Consider the following 16,235-nt stretch of genomic DNA (forward strand, 5'->3'; position numbering starts at 1 on the left):
ACCGAGTGGAGATGCAGGGCGGCCTTGAGCCCGCGTTTGCCACCGGGTCCCGCGCGCACCGCAACCAATCTCCGTAGGACAGGTTTCAACCCACCGTCACCCCTCGGACCGACGCAGTAGGTCGAGCGGGGCAACCCGGATCGCGCCCGGCCCCGAGGGCGGCGTCGGACGGGGCGCTGTTGCACGCCAAAGCCCCGACCGCCAGAACGTGGCACCACCACCGCCAGATCGCGCCCGCCCTGGGGGGCGGGGTCGGGCGCGATCCGATCCGCCTGAAGGCGGATCGGGGGAACGGGTGGCAAGGGATCACTCGGAACACTCCGCCGCCAAACGAAACGGGCGGGACCAAAGCCCCGCCCGAACCGCATCCGTAGAGTGGGCCTTGGCCCGCCACCCGCTTACCGCTGGTCCGGCGCCTTCGCCTCCGCGACCAGCTCGGCCACGATCTCGTCCAGGCTCTGGACCTTCGTCTGCTTCTCGCCGAGCTTCCGGGTCGACACCGTCCGATCCTCGACCTCCTTCATGCCGCAGGCGAGGATGTAGGGCACCTTGCCGACCGAATGCTCGCGGACCTTGTAGTTGATCTTCTCGTTCCGCAGATCCGCCTCGGCCCGGATCCCCGCCGCCTTCAGCTTCTCGACCACCTCGACGCAATACGCGTCCGCATCCGACACGATCGCCGCCACGACCACCTGCCGCGGCGCGAGCCAGAGCGGCAGCTTCCCGGCGTAGTTCTCGATCAGGATCCCGATGAAGCGCTCGAAGGAGCCCACCACGGCGCGGTGCAGCATCACCGGACGATGCTTCTCGCCGTCCCGCCCGATGTAGCTCGCGTCCAGCCGCTCGGGCAGGTTCGGGTCGACCTGGAAGGTCCCGCACTGCCAGTCCCGGCCGATCGCGTCGGTCAGCACGAATTCGAGCTTGGGCCCGTAGAACGCGCCTTCGCCCTCGTTGATCGTGTAGTCGTAGCCCGCCGCCTTCGTCGCATTGCCGAGCGCGGCCTCCACGCGGTCCCATTCCTCTTCCGAGCCGATCCGCTTCTCGGGCCGGGTGGAGAGCTTCACCTTCCAGTCGGTGAAGCCGAGGTCGGCATAGATCCCCGCGAGGAATTCGATGAACTTCTGCGTCTCCGCCTCGATCTGGTCGTCCGAGCAGAAGATATGCGCGTCGTCCTGGGTAAAGCCGCGGACCCGCATGATCCCGTGCAGCGCGCCCGAAGGCTCGTAGCGCGCGCAGGAGCCGAACTCCGCCATCCGGAGCGGCAGGTCGCGATAGGACTTGAGGCCCTGGTTGAACACCTGCACGTGGCAGGGGCAGTTCATCGGCTTCAGCGCGTTGACCGTCTTCTCGCGGGCGTGCTCCTCGTCGACCTCGACGATGAACATGTGCTCCTGGTAGTTCTCCCAGTGGCCCGAGGCCTCCCAGAGGTTGCGGTTGACGACCTGCGGCGTGTTCACCTCGACATAGCCGTCCGCGTCCTGCTTGCGGCGCATGTAATCCTGCAGCGTCGTGTAGATGCGCCAGCCGTTCGGGTGCCAGAAGATCTGGCCCGGGGCCTCTTCCTGCATGTGGAAGAGCTCCATCTCGCGGCCCAGGCGCCGGTGGTCACGCTTCGCGGCCTCCTCGAGCATCGTCAGGTGCGCCTTCAGCGCCTCGCGGTTCTTGAAGGCGACGCCGTAGATCCGCTGGAGCATCGGGCGCGAGCTGTCACCGAGCCAGTAGGCCCCCGCCACGTTCATCAGCTTGAAGGCATCCGCCGGCACCTGGCCCGTGTGCTGGAGGTGCGGCCCGCGGCAGAGGTCCTGCCAGTCGCCGTGCCAGTACATCCGGATCGGCTCGTCCCCGGGGATCCGGTCGAGCAGCTCGACCTTGTAGGGCTCGTTCGTGTCGATGTAGTGCTGGCGGACGCGGTCACGGTCCCAGACCTCGGTCTTCACCACGTCGCGGGCGTTGATGATCTCCTTCATCCGCGCCTCGATCGCGCCGAGGTCCTCGGGCGTGAAGGGCTCTGCCCGGTCGAAATCGTAGAACCAGCCGTGGTCGCGCACCGGGCCGATGGTGACCTTCACGTCGGGCCAGAGCTCCTGCACCGCCCGCGCCATGATATGCGCGAGGTCGTGGCGGATCAGTTCCAGCGCCGCTTCGTCGTCCTGCATCGTGTTGATGGCGATGGAGGCGTCTTCCTCGATCGGCCAGGCCAGGTCCCAGTGCGCGCCGTTCACCTGCGCGCTGATCGCCTTCTTGGCGAGGGACTTGGAAATGCCCTCGGCAATTTCGGCCGGAGTGATCCCGGCAGGGACCTCTTTCGTATTGCCATCGGGGAAGGTGAGGGAAATCTGGGACATGTCTGTCCTCCTCGTCGGTCTGGCGCCCACGGAACGCCCGGTTGCGGGTTATGTTGCGGGCCCTAAGTGGTCCGTGGGGCGGGTCGTGTCAAGCGCCGGGGCCCGCGAACAGAAAAGGAAATCGCATGAGCGTGACCCGGACGCCGGAGCCGGCGCAGGCAACGCAGGGGCTCTTCGCCCGTATCGCCGGAGAGGCGCCCGAAGACCGCGCCGAGGCGCGCAACGGCCTGCGGCACATCTGCTCTCTCTCGCTCACCAAGATCTCGGACGGGCTGATCGACCCGAAGCTGGTGCTGAGCTGGCTGCTCTCGGCCGTCGCCGCGCCCTCGGCGCTGGTCGGGCTGCTGGTGCCGATCCGCGAGGCGGGTGCGCTGCTGCCGCAGGTCTTCCTTGCGGACCGGGCCGAGCGGATGAAGCGCCGCAAGTGGATGTGGGTCGCGGGCTCGGCGGTGCAGGGGGTGGCGGCCCTGGCCATCGCGCTTGCGGGCTGGCTGCTCGAGGGGCTGGCGGCGGGCCTTGCCATCTGCGGCGCGCTGGCGGTGCTGGCGCTGGCGCGGGCGGGGTGTTCGGTCAGCTACAAGGATGTGCTGGGCAAGACCGTGGGCGAAAGCCGGCGCGGCGCGGTGACGGGATTTGCCGGCTCCGCCGCCTCGCTGGGCGTGCTGGTCTTCGCGCTGCTGCTGGTCTCGGGGCTGATGGAGGCGAAGGCCCCGGTGCTGATCGCCATCGCGGTCGCGGGGCTGTTCTGGCTGGCGGCGGCGGCGATCTTCTCGACCATCGAGGAGGCGCCCAGCGAAGACCGCACCGGCGCCGACATGACCGCCTTCCGCGAGGTGCTGGCGGATGGCGGCCTGCGCCGGTTCATCCTGGTGCGCGGGCTGCTCGTCTCGACCGCGCTGGCGCCGCCCTATATCGTGCTCCTGGCGCAGGCGGGGGGCGACGCGCTGCTCGGCCAGCTGGGCGCGCTGGTGCTGGCCTCGGCCGCCGCCTCCTTCGTCAGCTCCTATGTCTGGGGGCGGCTCGCGGACCGCTCGTCCCGGATGGTTCTGGCGCTCTCCGGCGCGGCGGGGGCGGCGACGATGGCCGGGGCGCTGCTGCTGGCCTGGGCCGGGCTGATCGGTCAGCTCTGGGCCGGGCCCGCGGCGATCTTCGGGCTGATGGTGGCCTATCACGGGGTGCGGCAGGCGCGATCGGTCTGGCTTGTCGACTACGCGCCCGAGGCGCGCCGCGCCTCCTACACCGCGGTGGCCAATACCTCGATCGGGATCATCCTGCTGGCGGTCGGGGCCGGGGGCGGGGCGCTTTCGCTGGTCTCGCCCGCCGTGGCGGTCGCGGGCTTTGGCGCGCTGGCCCTGCTGGGCGGCCTTCTCGCGCTCGGGCTGCCGGAGGCCGAGGAGGGCTGACAATCCGGGCGCGGGGTGCCAAAAGACCCGCGGCAAGACACGGAGGGACGCATGGCGCAACCGGATTATCTCGACGCCGGTCACGGGCGGCGGATCGCCTTTCACCGGACCGAGGGCAAGGGGCCCACGGTGGTCTTCCTGGGCGGGTTCAAATCCGACATGGAAGGGACCAAGGCGATCCACCTCGAGGCCTGGGCACGGGCGCGGGGACAGGCGTTCCTGCGCTTCGACTACACCGGGCACGGCCAGAGCTCGGGCGCCTTCACCGACGGCTGCATCGGCGATTGGGCCGCGGATGCCGAGACCATCCTGACCGAGGCCGTGGACGGGCCGCTGCTGCTCGTCGGCTCCTCGATGGGCGGCTGGATCTCGCTGCTGATGACGAAGCGGCTGCCGGAGCGCATCGCGGGCCTCGTCACCATCGCCGCCGCGCCCGATTTCACCGAGGACAGCATGTGGGCCGGGTTCGACCAGGCGCAGCGGCTGGCGCTCGACATGGTGGACCAGGTCGCGCTGCCGTCGGAATACGGCGAGCCCTACATCATCACCCGGCGCCTGATCGAGGACGGCCGCGACCACCTCGTCCTGCGCGATCCGCTGCCGCTGCCGTTCCCGGTGCGCTTCCTGCAGGGCACCGCGGACGCGGATGTCACGCGCGAAACCGCGCTGCGCCTGCTCGACCGGGCCGAGGGGCCGGACATGCACCTGGAATTCGTGAAGGGCGCCGATCATCGGTTCTCGGACGGGGCCTGCCTCGCGATCCTGACGGACCGGATCGAGGAGGTCCTGGACCTCGTCGCATGAGCGCAGGGCAGGGGCCGGCGCATTTCCGCCCCTGCCGGGAGGGTCGGCTTGAATTCGCCGCCGATCCTGCCAATTTGCCGCGACCGCGCAGGGGACAGGCGCGGACAGGAGGCAGTGCATGGGCGAACCGCTGGTGCTGATACCGGGCATGGCGTGCGACGCGCGCCTGTTCGAGACCCAGATCCGGGCGCTCGGGCGCGACCGGGCGATCACCATCGCCCTGCCCACGCTCGGCGAGCGGATCGAGGAGATCGCCTCGGAACTCCTGTCGCAGCTGCCGCCGAAATTCGCCCTGCTGGGGCACGACTTCGGCGCCGTCGTCGCGATGGAGATCCTGCGGCGCGCCCCGGAGCGGGTGCTGCGCGTGGCGCTGGTCTCGTGCTCTCCGCTGGCCGACACCCCGCAACAGGCGGCCGACCGGGAGCCGCTGCTGGTCAAGCTGCGCGCCGGGCGGACCGAGGACGCGCTGCGCGCGCTGATGCCGGTGGAGCACATCGGGCCGGGCCCCGACCGGCTGGCGATCCTGAACCGCTTCCTGGCCATGGGGCTCGATCTGGGGCCGGAGCTGCTCTCGCGCCAGATCCGCGCCCTCCAGCGCCGCCGCGACCAGCAGGCGACGCTGCACAAGGTGAAGGCGTCCACGCTGATCCTGTGCGGTGAAGAGGACGGGCTGACCCCGCCGAAACGGCACGAATTCATGGCCGAGCTGATGCCGAATTCCCGCCTCGACGTGCTGCCCGGGGCCGGGCACCTTCTGCCGATCGAGGCGCCCGAGGCGATGACCGAGGCGGTGCGAGGCTGGCTGAAGGGCAGCGCGGCGCGCTAGGCGGGCGCGGTCAGTCGCGGACCGGGAAGAGCTGCTGCGCGATGCCCGCGAAGATCAGGTAGACCGAGGTCACGATCAGCCCCCAATGCGCCCAGAGCTCCGGGTGGAAGTCGAACCATGCCGCCCAGCCCGCGAAGCCCGTCCAGACCAGCGCCACCGGCAGCGACAGCGCGCGCCAGCGCTCCGTCCGCACGGGGTGGATGAACTTCAGCGGCAGGAACATCGCGATGGCCAGCAGCGTGACGAGGATCAGGATGACCCAGAAATCCGGCTTCAGCGCGAAAAGCACCAGCACCACCATGTTCCAGCATCCGGGGAAGCCCGAGAAGGAATTGTCCTTCGTCTTCATCCGGGTGTCGGCGAAGTAGACCACCGAGGCATAGGTGATCACGATGATCGCGAACCACCCCGTCCAGCCCGACAGCAGGTCCGACCGGAAAAGCGCATAGGCCGGGATGAAGACATAGGTCAGGTAGTCGATGATGAGGTCCATCAGGACCCCGTCGAATTCCGGCGCGTTCTCCTTCACCGCGTATCTCCGCGCCAGCGGCCCGTCGATCCCGTCGACGAAGAAGGCCACGACGAGCCACAGGAACATCAGGTCCCATTTCTCGTCCACCGCCGCGAGCATGGCGAGCATGGCGAAGACGGCGCCGGTGGCGGTGAGGAGATGGACGGCGAGGGCCTTGGCGCGAGTGCTCATGGGCCCCTGATGCCGGAAAAAGCGGCCCCGATCAATGCGCCGCGTCACGGGCCCGTATCGGCGCGAGGGATCGGGCGCCGCGATCAGGCGCGCGGATGCGAGGCCGCGTAGACCTCCATCAGCCGCGCGGTGTCGACGGCGGTGTAGGCCTGCGTGGTGGAGAGGCTGGCATGGCCGAGCAGCTCCTGGATCGCGCGCAGGTCCCCGCCGGCGTTCAGCAGGTGCGTGGCGAAGGAATGCCTGAGCGCATGCGGCGTGGCCGAGGCCGGCAGGCCCAGCTGGTTGCGCGCCGCTTCCATCGTCTTCTGGATCGTCCGGGCCGAGAGCGGCTTCGCCCGAACCGAGCGGAAGACCGGATCGCCGCGCTCGCAGGGGTAGGGGCAAAGCGCGAGATAGGCCTCGACCGCCTCGCGCGCGGGACGGATCAGCGGCACCACGCGTTCCTTGCCGCCCTTGCCGGTGATCCGGAGCGTGCCGCCGAGCGGCAGGTCGGCCCCGGTCAGCGACAGCGCCTCCGAGATCCGCAGCCCGCAGCCGTAGAGCAGCGTCAGCACCGCCACGTCGCGGGCCTGCACCCAGGGCTCGGTCGATTGCAGCGCCATCGTCTCGATCATGCGGATCGCGGCATCCTCGGGCAGGGGGCGCGGCAGCTTGCGCTGGTATTTCGGCGCGCGGGCCGACAGCACGGCGGTCGGATCGAACCCCTCGCGTTCGGCCAGCCAGCGGTAGAAGCTCTTGACCGCGGAAAGCTTGCGCGCGAGCGAGCGGGCGCCGACCCCGTGCCCGCGGGTATGCGCCATCCAGGCCCGCATGTCGGTGACGCCCACCTCCTTCAGCGGCCCCAGCCCCTGCGCCGCGCCCTTGTGCGCACCCATGAACGACAGGAAATCGGCGAGGTCGCGGGAATAGGCGGTGACGGTGTTCTCGCTCGCCGCCTTGAGCGCGCGCTCATGCTCGAGAAACCCCTGCAGGGCGTCGCGGGCGGCGGGCGAGATCAGGCTCATTGCAGCCAGCGGCGCATCGTGCGCTCGAAGGAGCCGGCGAAGAAGGACAGAAGGTCGGTCCCCTGCTGCGGCGTGAAGAGATGCGGATCCTCCGATCCCAGCACCAGCATGCCGGGCATGCGGCCGGGTCCGAAGTCGAGCCGCAGGCAGGCCTCGGAGCGGACCCATTCGGCGTTGCTGCCATAGACCTCGGTCGTGCCCCGGCTGACCTGGCGCAGCACGATCTGCCGCGCCGGCGCGTTGCGCTCGCGTTCGGCATAGGCCGAGACGAATCCCGGCGGGACCACCCGCAGCACCTGGCCGAGGCGACGGACGGTCGGATCCTCGTCCTCCTGCTGGGTCTCGAGCACCAGGTGGGCGAAGTCGACGCCGAGGATCTCGGCCACCTCGCCGCCGAGATCGCGCAGGAAGGTCTCGAAATCCATCGGGTCGAGCATCCGGAGCACCGCGCGGTGCACCTGGTTCATCCCGGCGAGGTTCTCGTAGGCCGCCGCGATCACCGACCGGTGCGTGTCCTCGAGCCGGTCGAGCCGCGCCTCCAGCCGCTCCATCGCAATGCCGCGCAGGTCGACCACGTTGGCGCCCATGCTGCGTTCGTTGGCGGCCACGAGGGCGCGCATCAGGTCGTGATCGTTCAGGATGACATCGGGCTGCTCGATGATCCGCTCGCGCAGATCACCCTCGATCTTCGGTGTGTTCATTGCCTGCCTGCTCTTGTTTTGCCGGCACCGTAACAAAGCCCCGCGGCAAGATCCCGGCAAAATCGGGGCGCGCGGGCGGGTCCGGGCGAAGTGTTGCCTCCGGGTCCTCCCCGGATGAGGCGAGGGGCCGGGGGCGGCCCGGCGGTATAGCCGCAGCTTATGGGCGGGGCCGGGTTTTGGAATTGCCGGGGCTGGCCTGCCCGTGACAGGCTCCGCGGCGGGACGACAGGAGGAGGGACCCATGGCCGACAGGACCGCGCTCGTCATTTCCGCCCATGCCGCCGATTTCGTCTGGCGCTGCGGCGGCGCCATCGCGCTGCATGCCGAGAAGGGCTATGACGTCACCGTCCTCTGCCTGTCCTTCGGCGAACGCGGCGAGAGCGCGAAGCTCTGGAAGCAGGCGGGCATGACGCTCGACAAGGTGAAGGATGCCCGCCGGAGAGAGGCCGAGGCGGCCGGCGCGGCGCTCGGCGTGCACGACCTCGTCTGCCTCGACATGGGGGATTACCCGCTCGATTTCAGCCGCGAGAACAAGGAGCGGATCGTCGACGTCATCCGCAAGGTCCAGCCCGCCTTCATGCTGAGCCATTCGAAATACGACCCCTACAATACGGACCACATGTACACGACGCAGGTGGCGCTGGAGTGCCGGATGATCGCGCAGGCCTGGGGGCACAACCCCGGCGAGACGGTGCTCGGCGCGCCGCAGCTCTACCTCTTCGAGCCGCACCAGACCGAGCAGATGGGCTGGAAACCGGATACCTTCCTCGACATCACGCCGGTGTGGGACCGCAAGCGCGCGGCGATCGAATGCATGCAGGGGCAGGAACATCTCTGGGAATATTACACCCGCGTCGCGCAGCAGCGGGCGAACCATTTCAAACGCAACTCCGGCGGCCAGTCCGGCGGGCGCGACTGCAAATATGCGGAGGGCTTCGAGTCGGTCTTCCCGCGCACCGTGGACGAGCTGTGAGGGGGCAGGGATGAACGCTCCGACGAACCCGAGCTTCGACGTGGCCCACCTGGGGCATGTGGAGATCTTCACCGACCGCTTCGAGGAGAGCCTCGATTTCTTCACCCGGGTCTACGGGCTGAAATGCTCCGCGCAGGAGGGTGACAGCGCCTATCTCCGGGCCTGGGACGATTACGAGTTCCATTCGATGAAGCTCACCCGTGCCGAGCGGACGGGGATCGGGCACGTGGGCTATCGCGTCGCCTCGCCGGAGGCGCTCGAGCGGCGGGTGGCGGCGATCGAGGCGAGCCGGTTCAAGAGCCTCGGCTGGGTCGATGGCGACAGGGGGCACGGGCGGGCCTACCGGTTCGAGGACCCGTTCGGGCATGTGTTCGAGCTCTACTGGGAGACCGTGCGCTACGAGGCGCCCGAGGCGGACCGTTCGGCGCTGAAGAACCTCGCGAGCCGCTTCACCGGGAACGGGGTGAACACCCGGCGGATCGACCATGTGAACCTGCTGGGCGAGGACGTGTCGGAATTCCGGGATTTCGCGGAGGTCTGCCTCGGATCCCGGGTGACGGAATACATCCAGCTCGACAACGGCCGGCTCGGCGGCGTGTGGTTCTCGGTCAACAACAAGACCTATGATCTGGTCTGCACGGAGGAGCGCGGGAAGGGGCACGGGCGGCTGCATCACGTGACCTACGCGACGGACACGCGGGAGGACATCCTGAAGGCCGCGGACATCTATCTGGAAAACGGGGTCTTCATCGAGACCGGGCCGCACAAGCACGCGATCCAGGGGTCGTTCTTCCTCTATGCCTGGGAACCCGCGGGCAACCGGGTGGAGCTCGCGAATGCGGGCGCGCGGCTCATCCTCGCGCCGGACTGGGAGCCGGTCTGCTGGACGGAAGCCGACCGGAAGAAGGGGCAGGCCTGGGGGCTGAAGACGATCCCGACGTTCCACACGCACGGGACGCCGCCGGTGGAGGAGTAGGGCACAATCACGTCAGGATGAGGCGGGGACCCGTCCACCTGTCGCCCCGATCTGCCTACGGCAGATCGGATCGCGCCCGATCCCCATGGGAGCGCCATTGGTTCGAGCACCCATGGCGACGCCACCGGGGCGGGCGCGATCCGGAGCGCCTGGCGGAGAGGCTTGCGCAAGGGGCCTCCGGGGAGAGGGCGGGAAGGCGGACCTTCGGAAAACGCTCTGGTACAGGGTCTTTCGGAAATGCGGTCAGGGAGAGAGGAGCAGGACAATGCACATCGTGAAACAGACCATCGAGCGGGCCGACCCGGCCACCATCGAGGCCCTCGGCCAGGCCGGGGTCGCCACCGTGCACGAGGCGCAGGGGCGGACCGGCTGCCTCGCCTCCTACATGCGCCCGATCTATTCGGGGGCGCGGATCGCGGGCTCTGCCGTCACCATCAGCGCGCCGCCGGGCGACAACTGGATGCTCCACGTCGCCATCGAGCAGCTCCGGGAGGGTGACATCCTCGTCCTCGCCCCGACTTCGCCCTGCGACGCGGGCTATTTCGGCGACCTGCTGGCGACCTCGGCCATGGCGCGCGGCTGCCGCGGGCTGGTGATCGACGCGGGGGTCAGGGACGTGCGGGACCTTACCGCCATGGGCTTTCCGGTCTGGTCCAGGGCGATCTCGGCGCAGGGGACGGTGAAGGAGACGCTGGGCTCGGTCAACGTGCCGGTGGTCTGCGCGGGCCGGAGCATCGAGCCCGGCGACGTGATCGTCGCCGACGACGACGGGGTCTGCGTGGTGCGCCGGGCCGCGGCGGCCGCGGTACTGGAGAAGGCCGCGGCGCGGCTGGCGGCGGAGGAGGCGAAGCGGGCGCGGCTGGCCGCGGGGGAGCTGGGGCTCGACATCTACGACATGCGGGCACGGCTGGCCGAAAAGGGGTTGCGGTACGTCTGAGCGGAGGGGTCGGAGCGGGGGCTCTGCCCCCGCACCCCCGGGATATTTGCGGCAAGAGGAAGTCGGGACCGATGGGTTACGAGACCGAGGGCATTCCCTGCATCTGGATGCGGGGCGGGACGTCGAAGGGGGCGTATTTCCTGGCAGGCGACCTGCCGGCGGAGCCGGCCGCGCGGGATGATCTGCTGCTCAGGATCATGGGCTCGCCCGATCCGACCCAGATCGACGGGATCGGCGGGGCGGATCCGCTGACCTCGAAGGTGGCGGTGCTGGCGCCGCCGTCGCGGGCGGACGCGGATGTCGATTACCTCTTCCTGCAGGTCTTCGTGGACCGGGCGCTGGTCTCGGACGCGCAGGGCTGCGGCAATATCCTCGCGGGCGTGGGCCCCGCCGCGATCGAAGGCGGGCTGGTCGCGGTCGCGGGAGAGGAGACCCCGGTGCGGATCCACATGGTGAACACCGGCGAGATCGCCACCGCCCGGATCGCCACGCCGGGCGGCCGGGTCAGCTATGCCGGCGCGGCGCGGATCGACGGGGTGCCGGGCCGCCACGCCGCGGTGCCGCTGATGTTCGGCGACACGGCGGGGTCGATGTGCGGGGCGCTGCTGCCCACGGGGCGCGTGGTTGACGAGATCGAGGGCATCGCCTGCACGCTGATCGACAACGGCATGCCCTGCGTCGTGCTCAGGGCGGCTGACGTGGGCATCACCGGCACCGAAAGCCGCGAGGCGCTGGACGCCGACACCGCGCTCAAGGCGCGGCTCGAGGCGATCCGGCTGAAGGCCGGGCCGATGATGGGCCTCGGTGACGTGGCGGAGAAATCGGTGCCCAAGATGACCCTCGTCTCGGCCCCGCAGGCGGGGGGCGTGATCGCCACACGCTCGTTCATCCCGCACCGCTGCCATGCCACGATCGGGGTCTTTGCCGCGGTCAGCGTCGCCACCGCCTGCACGCTGGACGGCGCGCCCGCCGCCGGGCTTGCCGTGCTGCCCGCGGGCGAGACCTTCGCCATCGAACACCCGACCGGCGCCGCGGAGGTGCTGATCGAGCGCGACGCGCAGGGCCGCGTCATCAGGGCGGGCACGTTGCGGACGGCGCGCAAGCTCTTCGAGGGGCGGGTCTTTCCGCGGTCCTGAACGGCGCCCCCGACCGGGGCGGCGTTGCAGGCCGGAGGGGCGCCTTGCGCTCCTGTGCCCGCCTGTATACGACTGGATGCATGGAAGAGACACAGCCCGCAGACACGCCTTCGACGGAGACCGCCAGCCGGCCGCTGCACGGCGACAGCGTGCATGAGCGGCTCCGCGAGGAGATCCGGTCGGGCGCGCTCCCGCCGGGCGCGCGGCTGACCGAGACCGAGCTGGCCGCGCGGCTCGCCGTCAGCCGGACGCCGGTGCGGGAGGCGATCCGGCGGCTCGAGGCGGAGGGGCTCGTCGATCACCAGCCGCGCCTCGGCGCCGTGGTCCGCAGCATGGATTATCCCGAGATCATGGAGCTCTACGAGATGCGCACGGTGCTCGAGGGCACCGCCGCGCGGCTGGCGGCGCGGGCGGCCTCTCCGATGGAGCTGGAGGAGCTTCGCGCGATCAACGCGGACATGGCGGCGGCGGGGGCCTCGGCGGCGCTCGCCCGGCTCAACCGGCAGTTCCATGCGCGTCTGCTGGACGCGGCGCGCAACCGGTTCCTGGTGCGCTCGATGGCCTCGGTCGAGGCGGCGCTGCTGATCCTCGGACCCTCGGCGATGGAGCGGCCGGACCGGGCGGCGGAGGCGGTGGAGGAACACCGCGCCGTGCTGGAGGCGATGGCGGCCCGCGACGGCGCGGCGGCGGAGGCCGCGATGCGGGCGCATATGGAGCGGGCGCAGCTGACCCGCCTGCGCATCCTCCGGCAGGAGGGCGGGGCATGAGCGAGGCCATCGCGCGCGCGTCGGAGACCTGGGACATCATCATCGCGGGCGGCGGCAACGCCGCGCTCTGCGCCGCGATCGAGGCGGCGGAGCGGGGCGCGAAGGTGCTGATCCTCGAAGGCGCGCCGAAGCCCTACCGGGGCGGCAATTCCCGCCACACCCGCAACTTCCGCTGCATGCATCACGGCGATCTGGGCCCGCTGGTCGAGACCTATGACGAGGCGGAGTTCTTCGACGACCTGATCCGCGTCACCAAGGGCGAGACCGACGAGGCGCTGGCGCGGATGTGCATCCGCAGCTCCGAGGATTGCCTGCCGTGGATGCAGGCGCATGGCGTCCGCTTCCAGCCCTCGCTCGCGGGGACCCTGTCGCTCGACCGGACGAACGCCTTCTTCCTCGGCGGCGGCAAGGCGCTGGTGAACGCCTATTACCTGACGGCGCAGGACCTGGGGGTGAAGGTGCTCTACGAGGCGCAGGTGCGCCATGTCGGCATCGAGGGCGCGCGGGCGACCCATCTGGAGGTCGAGGTCGACGGCGTGACCCGCCATTTCCACGCGCGGGCCTTCGTGCTGGCCTCGGGCGGGTTCCAGGGGGACATCGACTGGCTTGCGCGGGCCTGGGGCGAGAGCGCGCGGAACTTCCTGATCCGCGGCACGCCCTACAATCGCGGCGTCGTGCTGAAGGACATGCTGGACCAGGGCGCCCGGTCGGTCGGCGATCCGACCCAGTGCCACGCGGTGGCGATCGACGGGCGCGCGCCGAAATACGACGGCGGGATCGTGACCCGGCTGGATTGCGTGCCCTTCTCGGTGGTGGTGAACCGCAACGCGGAGCGCTTCTATGACGAAGGCGAGGACGTCTGGCCGAAGCGCTACGCAATCTGGGGACGGCTGGTGGCCGCCCAGCCCGGGCAGGTGGCCTATTCGATCATCGACGCCCGCTCGATCGACCTTTTCATGCCCTCGGTCTATCCGCCGATCGCGGCCGGGAGCATTGCCGAACTGGCCGCGAAGCTGGAGCTGCCGGCCGAGAGGCTCCGCACCACCATCGCCGCTTTCAACGCCGCCTGCCGCCCCGGGGACTTCCACCCGCAGCGGCTCGACGGCCTCGCGACCGGGGGGCTGGAGCCGCCCAAGACGAACTGGGCGCGGCCCATCGAAGAGCCCCCGTTCTATGCCTATTCCCTGCGTCCCGGCGTGACCTTCACCTATCTCGGGCTGAAGGTGGACGACCGCGCGCGGGTCGCCGGGCCCGATGGTCCCTACGAGAACCTCTGGAGCGCGGGCGAGATGATGGCGGGCTCGATCCTCGGGCAGGGCTACCTCGCCGGCTTCGGCATGACCATCGGCACCGTCTTCGGACGCATCGCGGGACAGGAGGCCGCCGCCCATGTCGCTTGACGTCACCCTTCAGACCGATCCCGGCGCGATCTCTTCCGATCCGGTCGCCGAGGCCCGCCGGCAGGTCGAGATCTGCAACGCCTGCCGCTATTGCGAAGGCTTCTGCGCGGTCTTCCCGGCGATCACCCGCCAGAAGGTTTTTGCCGATGGCGACATCACCCAGCTGGCCAACCTCTGCCACAACTGCCGGGGCTGCTATTACGCCTGCCAGTACACCGCGCCGCATGCGTTCGACCTGAACCTGCCCGCGGCGCTCGGTGCGGCGCGGGCCGAAAGCTGGGAGCGTTTCGCATGGCCCGGCGGTCTGGCGGCGCTCTTCCAGCGGCGCGGCACCGCGCTGGCCGCGGCGCTGGTGCTCGCCTGCGCGCTGATGTTCCTGGCCGTGGCGGCGCTGCCGGGCGGGGGCGAGGGGTTCTACGCCTATCTCGGGCACGGCGCCATGGTGCTGATCTTCCTGCCGGCCTTCCTGCTCCCGCTCGCCGCGCTTGGCATCGGCCTGCGCCGCTACTGGTCCGAAACCGGCGGCGGCGCGGTGACGCTGGCGGACATCGGTGCGGCCGCCCGCTCCGCCGCGACGCTCGGGAACCTGGGCGGCGGGCAGGGGCAGGGCTGCAACTTCGAGGCCGAAGAGCGCTTTTCGGACGAGCGGCGCATGGCCCATCACGCGGTCATGTGGGGCTTCCTGCTCTGCTTCGCCTCGACCGTCTCGGGGACGATCCTGCATTACGCCTTTGCCAGCCCCGCGCCCTACGGCTTCTTCTCGGCGCCGAAACTGCTGGGGGTGCCGGGCGGCGTGCTGCTGACCCTGGGCTGCGCCGGGATGCTGGTCCTGAAGGGCAAGGCCGATCCGGCGCTCGGCACGCCGGGGCGCGCCTCGGGGGAATGGGCCTTCGTCTGGCTTCTGGGCGGTGTCGGGCTGTCGGGTCTGCTGCTCTATGGGTTGCGCGAGAGCGTGCTGACCGGGCCGCTGCTGGCCCTGCATCTGGGCAGCGTGCTGACGCTCTTCCTGCTGACGCCCTATTCCAAGATGGCGCACGGCTTCTACCGCTTCGCCGCGCTGCTGCGCGAGGCGCAGGCCGGGCGCCGCTAGAGCGCGCGCGCCGTCCGCCGCAGGGTGTCGAGCAGCAGCGCCTGCGCGGGGGTCGGCACCCAGCCCTCGCGCAGGGTGATCCCGATCGGCCGCCCGGGCCAGTCCACCTCGACGTCGAGCCGCAGGAGCAGGCCCTTGGCGATCTCGGCCTCGGCCTGCGCGGCCGAGATGCAGCCGAGCGCGTCGCCGCGGTTGAGGTATTCGCGCATGAAGAGGATCGAGCCCGCTTCGATCAGCCGCGCCGGCGCCCTGCCGCCCGGGGCGAAGATCGCGTCGAACTGGATGCGCGAGGGCGTGCCGCTGCGGGGGACCACCCATTCCTGGTCCGAGAGGTCGGCCGGAGCGAGCCCGCCGCGGCGCGCCAGAGGATGTCCGTTCCGGGCGACCACGGCCAGCCGGTCCTCGAAAAGCGCCTCCTGCACCACGTCGCCGATCGGCACCGGATGACGCAGCGCGCCGAGCACGAGGTCGATGTCGCCGCGCCGGAGGCCCGAGAGCAGGTCGCTGTAGAGCCCGTCGATCACCCGGATCGGCGTCGTGGGCCGGGCGCGGCGGAAGTCCGACAGCGCCTGCGGCAGCAGGACGGACCGGGCCAGCGGCAGGGCGCCGACGACGATCTGCCCGACTTCGCGCCCGTCCAGCGCGGCGATCTCGGCCTCGGCCTGCTCGAGCTCGGAAAACGCCAGCCGGGCGGCCTGCGCCAGGGCGACGGCGGCCCGGGTCGGGACCAGCCCGTGCGGGCGCCGCTCGAAGAGGGGGGCCTGCGCCTCGGTCTCGATCTGGGTGACGGCGCGGTGCACGGTGGGCTGGGCGAGGTTCAGACGCCGCGCGGCGAGGGTGAAGTTCTCGGCGTCGCAGACCGCGACGAAGGCCGAGAGCTGGGCGCTCGAGGCGGTCAGCGGCAGGCGGGGCGAGAGATCGGCCAGCGCCGCGTCGAGCCGCGCGAAGGCCCGTCCGGCGCGCGCCTGCAGCAGGCGGCCGCGGTCGGTGGGATACATGCCCTGGCGGGTCCGCTCGAACAGCGCGCCGCCCGCGGCCGCCTCGAGCTTGCGCAGCGCCTGGGTTCCGGCCGGCTGGGAAACGTTGCCGCGGGCCGAGGCCTGCGTGAGCGATCCCAGCTCGCACACGGCGAGGAAGACCCGCAGGTGTCGCAGGTTGCGCGAGATCATC

At 70.5% G+C, this 16,235-nt stretch carries 15 protein-coding genes; 10 read left to right on the forward strand and 5 right to left on the reverse strand.

Features of this window, described 5'->3' with window-relative positions; genetic code table 11:
* Positions 1-398 precede the first annotated feature (398 nt).
* Entirely contained in the window at positions 399-2,345 is a 1,947-nt protein-coding gene (thrS, locus tag Q344_RS0103115) for a threonine--tRNA ligase (protein ID WP_028285380.1), read from the reverse strand.
* A 125-nt stretch (positions 2,346-2,470) separates the two neighbouring features.
* Between thrS and Q344_RS0103120 the strand changes: the two genes are divergently transcribed.
* The 3 genes from Q344_RS0103120 (at position 2,471) to Q344_RS0103130 (ending at position 5,378) form a co-directional block, all read left to right on the forward strand.
* On the forward strand, positions 2,471-3,748 hold the full coding sequence (locus Q344_RS0103120; RefSeq protein ID WP_036538237.1) for an MFS transporter: 1,278 nt from the start codon (positions 2,471-2,473) through the stop codon (positions 3,746-3,748).
* A gap of 51 nt (positions 3,749-3,799) precedes the next feature.
* On the forward strand, positions 3,800-4,552 hold the full coding sequence (locus tag Q344_RS0103125; RefSeq protein WP_028285382.1) for an alpha/beta fold hydrolase: 753 nt from the start codon (positions 3,800-3,802) through the stop codon (positions 4,550-4,552).
* Between the two features lie 118 nt (positions 4,553-4,670).
* Complete coding sequence (locus Q344_RS0103130; protein ID WP_028285383.1) at positions 4,671-5,378, forward strand: alpha/beta fold hydrolase; 708 nt, start codon at positions 4,671-4,673, stop codon at positions 5,376-5,378.
* Positions 5,379-5,388: 10 nt separating this feature from the next.
* Here Q344_RS0103130 and Q344_RS0103135 read toward each other — a convergent pair whose 3' ends face one another.
* The 3 genes from Q344_RS0103135 to Q344_RS0103145 form a co-directional block, all read right to left on the reverse strand.
* Positions 5,389-6,081: a CDP-alcohol phosphatidyltransferase family protein gene (locus Q344_RS0103135; protein WP_028285384.1), complete on the reverse strand. Its 693-nt coding sequence runs from the start codon at positions 6,079-6,081 to the stop codon at positions 5,389-5,391.
* Between the two features lie 83 nt (positions 6,082-6,164).
* Entirely contained in the window at positions 6,165-7,085 is a 921-nt protein-coding gene (locus Q344_RS0103140) for a tyrosine recombinase XerC (RefSeq protein WP_028285385.1), read from the reverse strand.
* Positions 7,082-7,786 (reverse strand): DUF484 family protein, encoded by a 705-nt coding sequence (locus Q344_RS0103145; RefSeq protein ID WP_028285386.1) that lies wholly within the window; start codon positions 7,784-7,786, stop codon positions 7,082-7,084. The genes Q344_RS0103140 and Q344_RS0103145 overlap by 4 nt, the downstream gene beginning before the upstream one ends.
* Before the next feature lie 241 nt (positions 7,787-8,027).
* Here Q344_RS0103145 and Q344_RS0103150 point away from each other — a divergent pair, with 241 nt between their 5' ends.
* The 7 genes from Q344_RS0103150 (at position 8,028) to tcuB (ending at position 15,065) form a co-directional block, all read left to right on the forward strand.
* On the forward strand, positions 8,028-8,759 hold the full coding sequence (locus Q344_RS0103150) for a PIG-L deacetylase family protein (protein WP_028285387.1): 732 nt from the start codon (positions 8,028-8,030) through the stop codon (positions 8,757-8,759).
* Positions 8,760-8,769: 10 nt separating this feature from the next.
* Positions 8,770-9,735 (forward strand): VOC family protein, encoded by a 966-nt coding sequence (locus Q344_RS0103155; RefSeq protein WP_028285388.1) that lies wholly within the window; start codon positions 8,770-8,772, stop codon positions 9,733-9,735.
* A gap of 265 nt (positions 9,736-10,000) precedes the next feature.
* Positions 10,001-10,672, forward strand: a complete 672-nt coding sequence (locus Q344_RS0103160; protein ID WP_028285389.1) for a 4-carboxy-4-hydroxy-2-oxoadipate aldolase/oxaloacetate decarboxylase — start codon at positions 10,001-10,003, stop codon at positions 10,670-10,672.
* Between the two features lie 71 nt (positions 10,673-10,743).
* Positions 10,744-11,808 (forward strand): 4-oxalomesaconate tautomerase, encoded by a 1,065-nt coding sequence (locus Q344_RS0103165; protein ID WP_036538239.1) that lies wholly within the window; start codon positions 10,744-10,746, stop codon positions 11,806-11,808.
* 80 nt (positions 11,809-11,888) lie between these two features.
* Positions 11,889-12,575: a GntR family transcriptional regulator gene (locus Q344_RS0103170; RefSeq protein ID WP_051630231.1), complete on the forward strand. Its 687-nt coding sequence runs from the start codon at positions 11,889-11,891 to the stop codon at positions 12,573-12,575.
* On the forward strand, positions 12,572-13,975 hold the full coding sequence (gene tcuA / locus Q344_RS0103175; protein ID WP_036538242.1) for an FAD-dependent tricarballylate dehydrogenase TcuA: 1,404 nt from the start codon (positions 12,572-12,574) through the stop codon (positions 13,973-13,975). The genes Q344_RS0103170 and tcuA overlap by 4 nt, the downstream gene beginning before the upstream one ends.
* Positions 13,965-15,065: a tricarballylate utilization 4Fe-4S protein TcuB gene (gene tcuB / locus Q344_RS0103180; protein WP_028285393.1), complete on the forward strand. Its 1,101-nt coding sequence runs from the start codon at positions 13,965-13,967 to the stop codon at positions 15,063-15,065. The genes tcuA and tcuB overlap by 11 nt, the downstream gene beginning before the upstream one ends.
* On the opposite strand, the gene Q344_RS0103185 is transcribed toward tcuB, so the two are convergent.
* Complete coding sequence (locus Q344_RS0103185) at positions 15,062-16,234, reverse strand: LysR family transcriptional regulator (protein ID WP_028285394.1); 1,173 nt, start codon at positions 16,232-16,234, stop codon at positions 15,062-15,064. The genes tcuB and Q344_RS0103185 overlap by 4 nt on opposite strands.
* Position 16,235 lies beyond the last annotated feature (1 nt).

The sequence above is a fragment of the Pseudooceanicola nanhaiensis DSM 18065 genome, assembly GCF_000688295.1.
Lineage (GTDB): Bacteria > Pseudomonadota > Alphaproteobacteria > Rhodobacterales > Rhodobacteraceae > Pseudooceanicola > Pseudooceanicola nanhaiensis.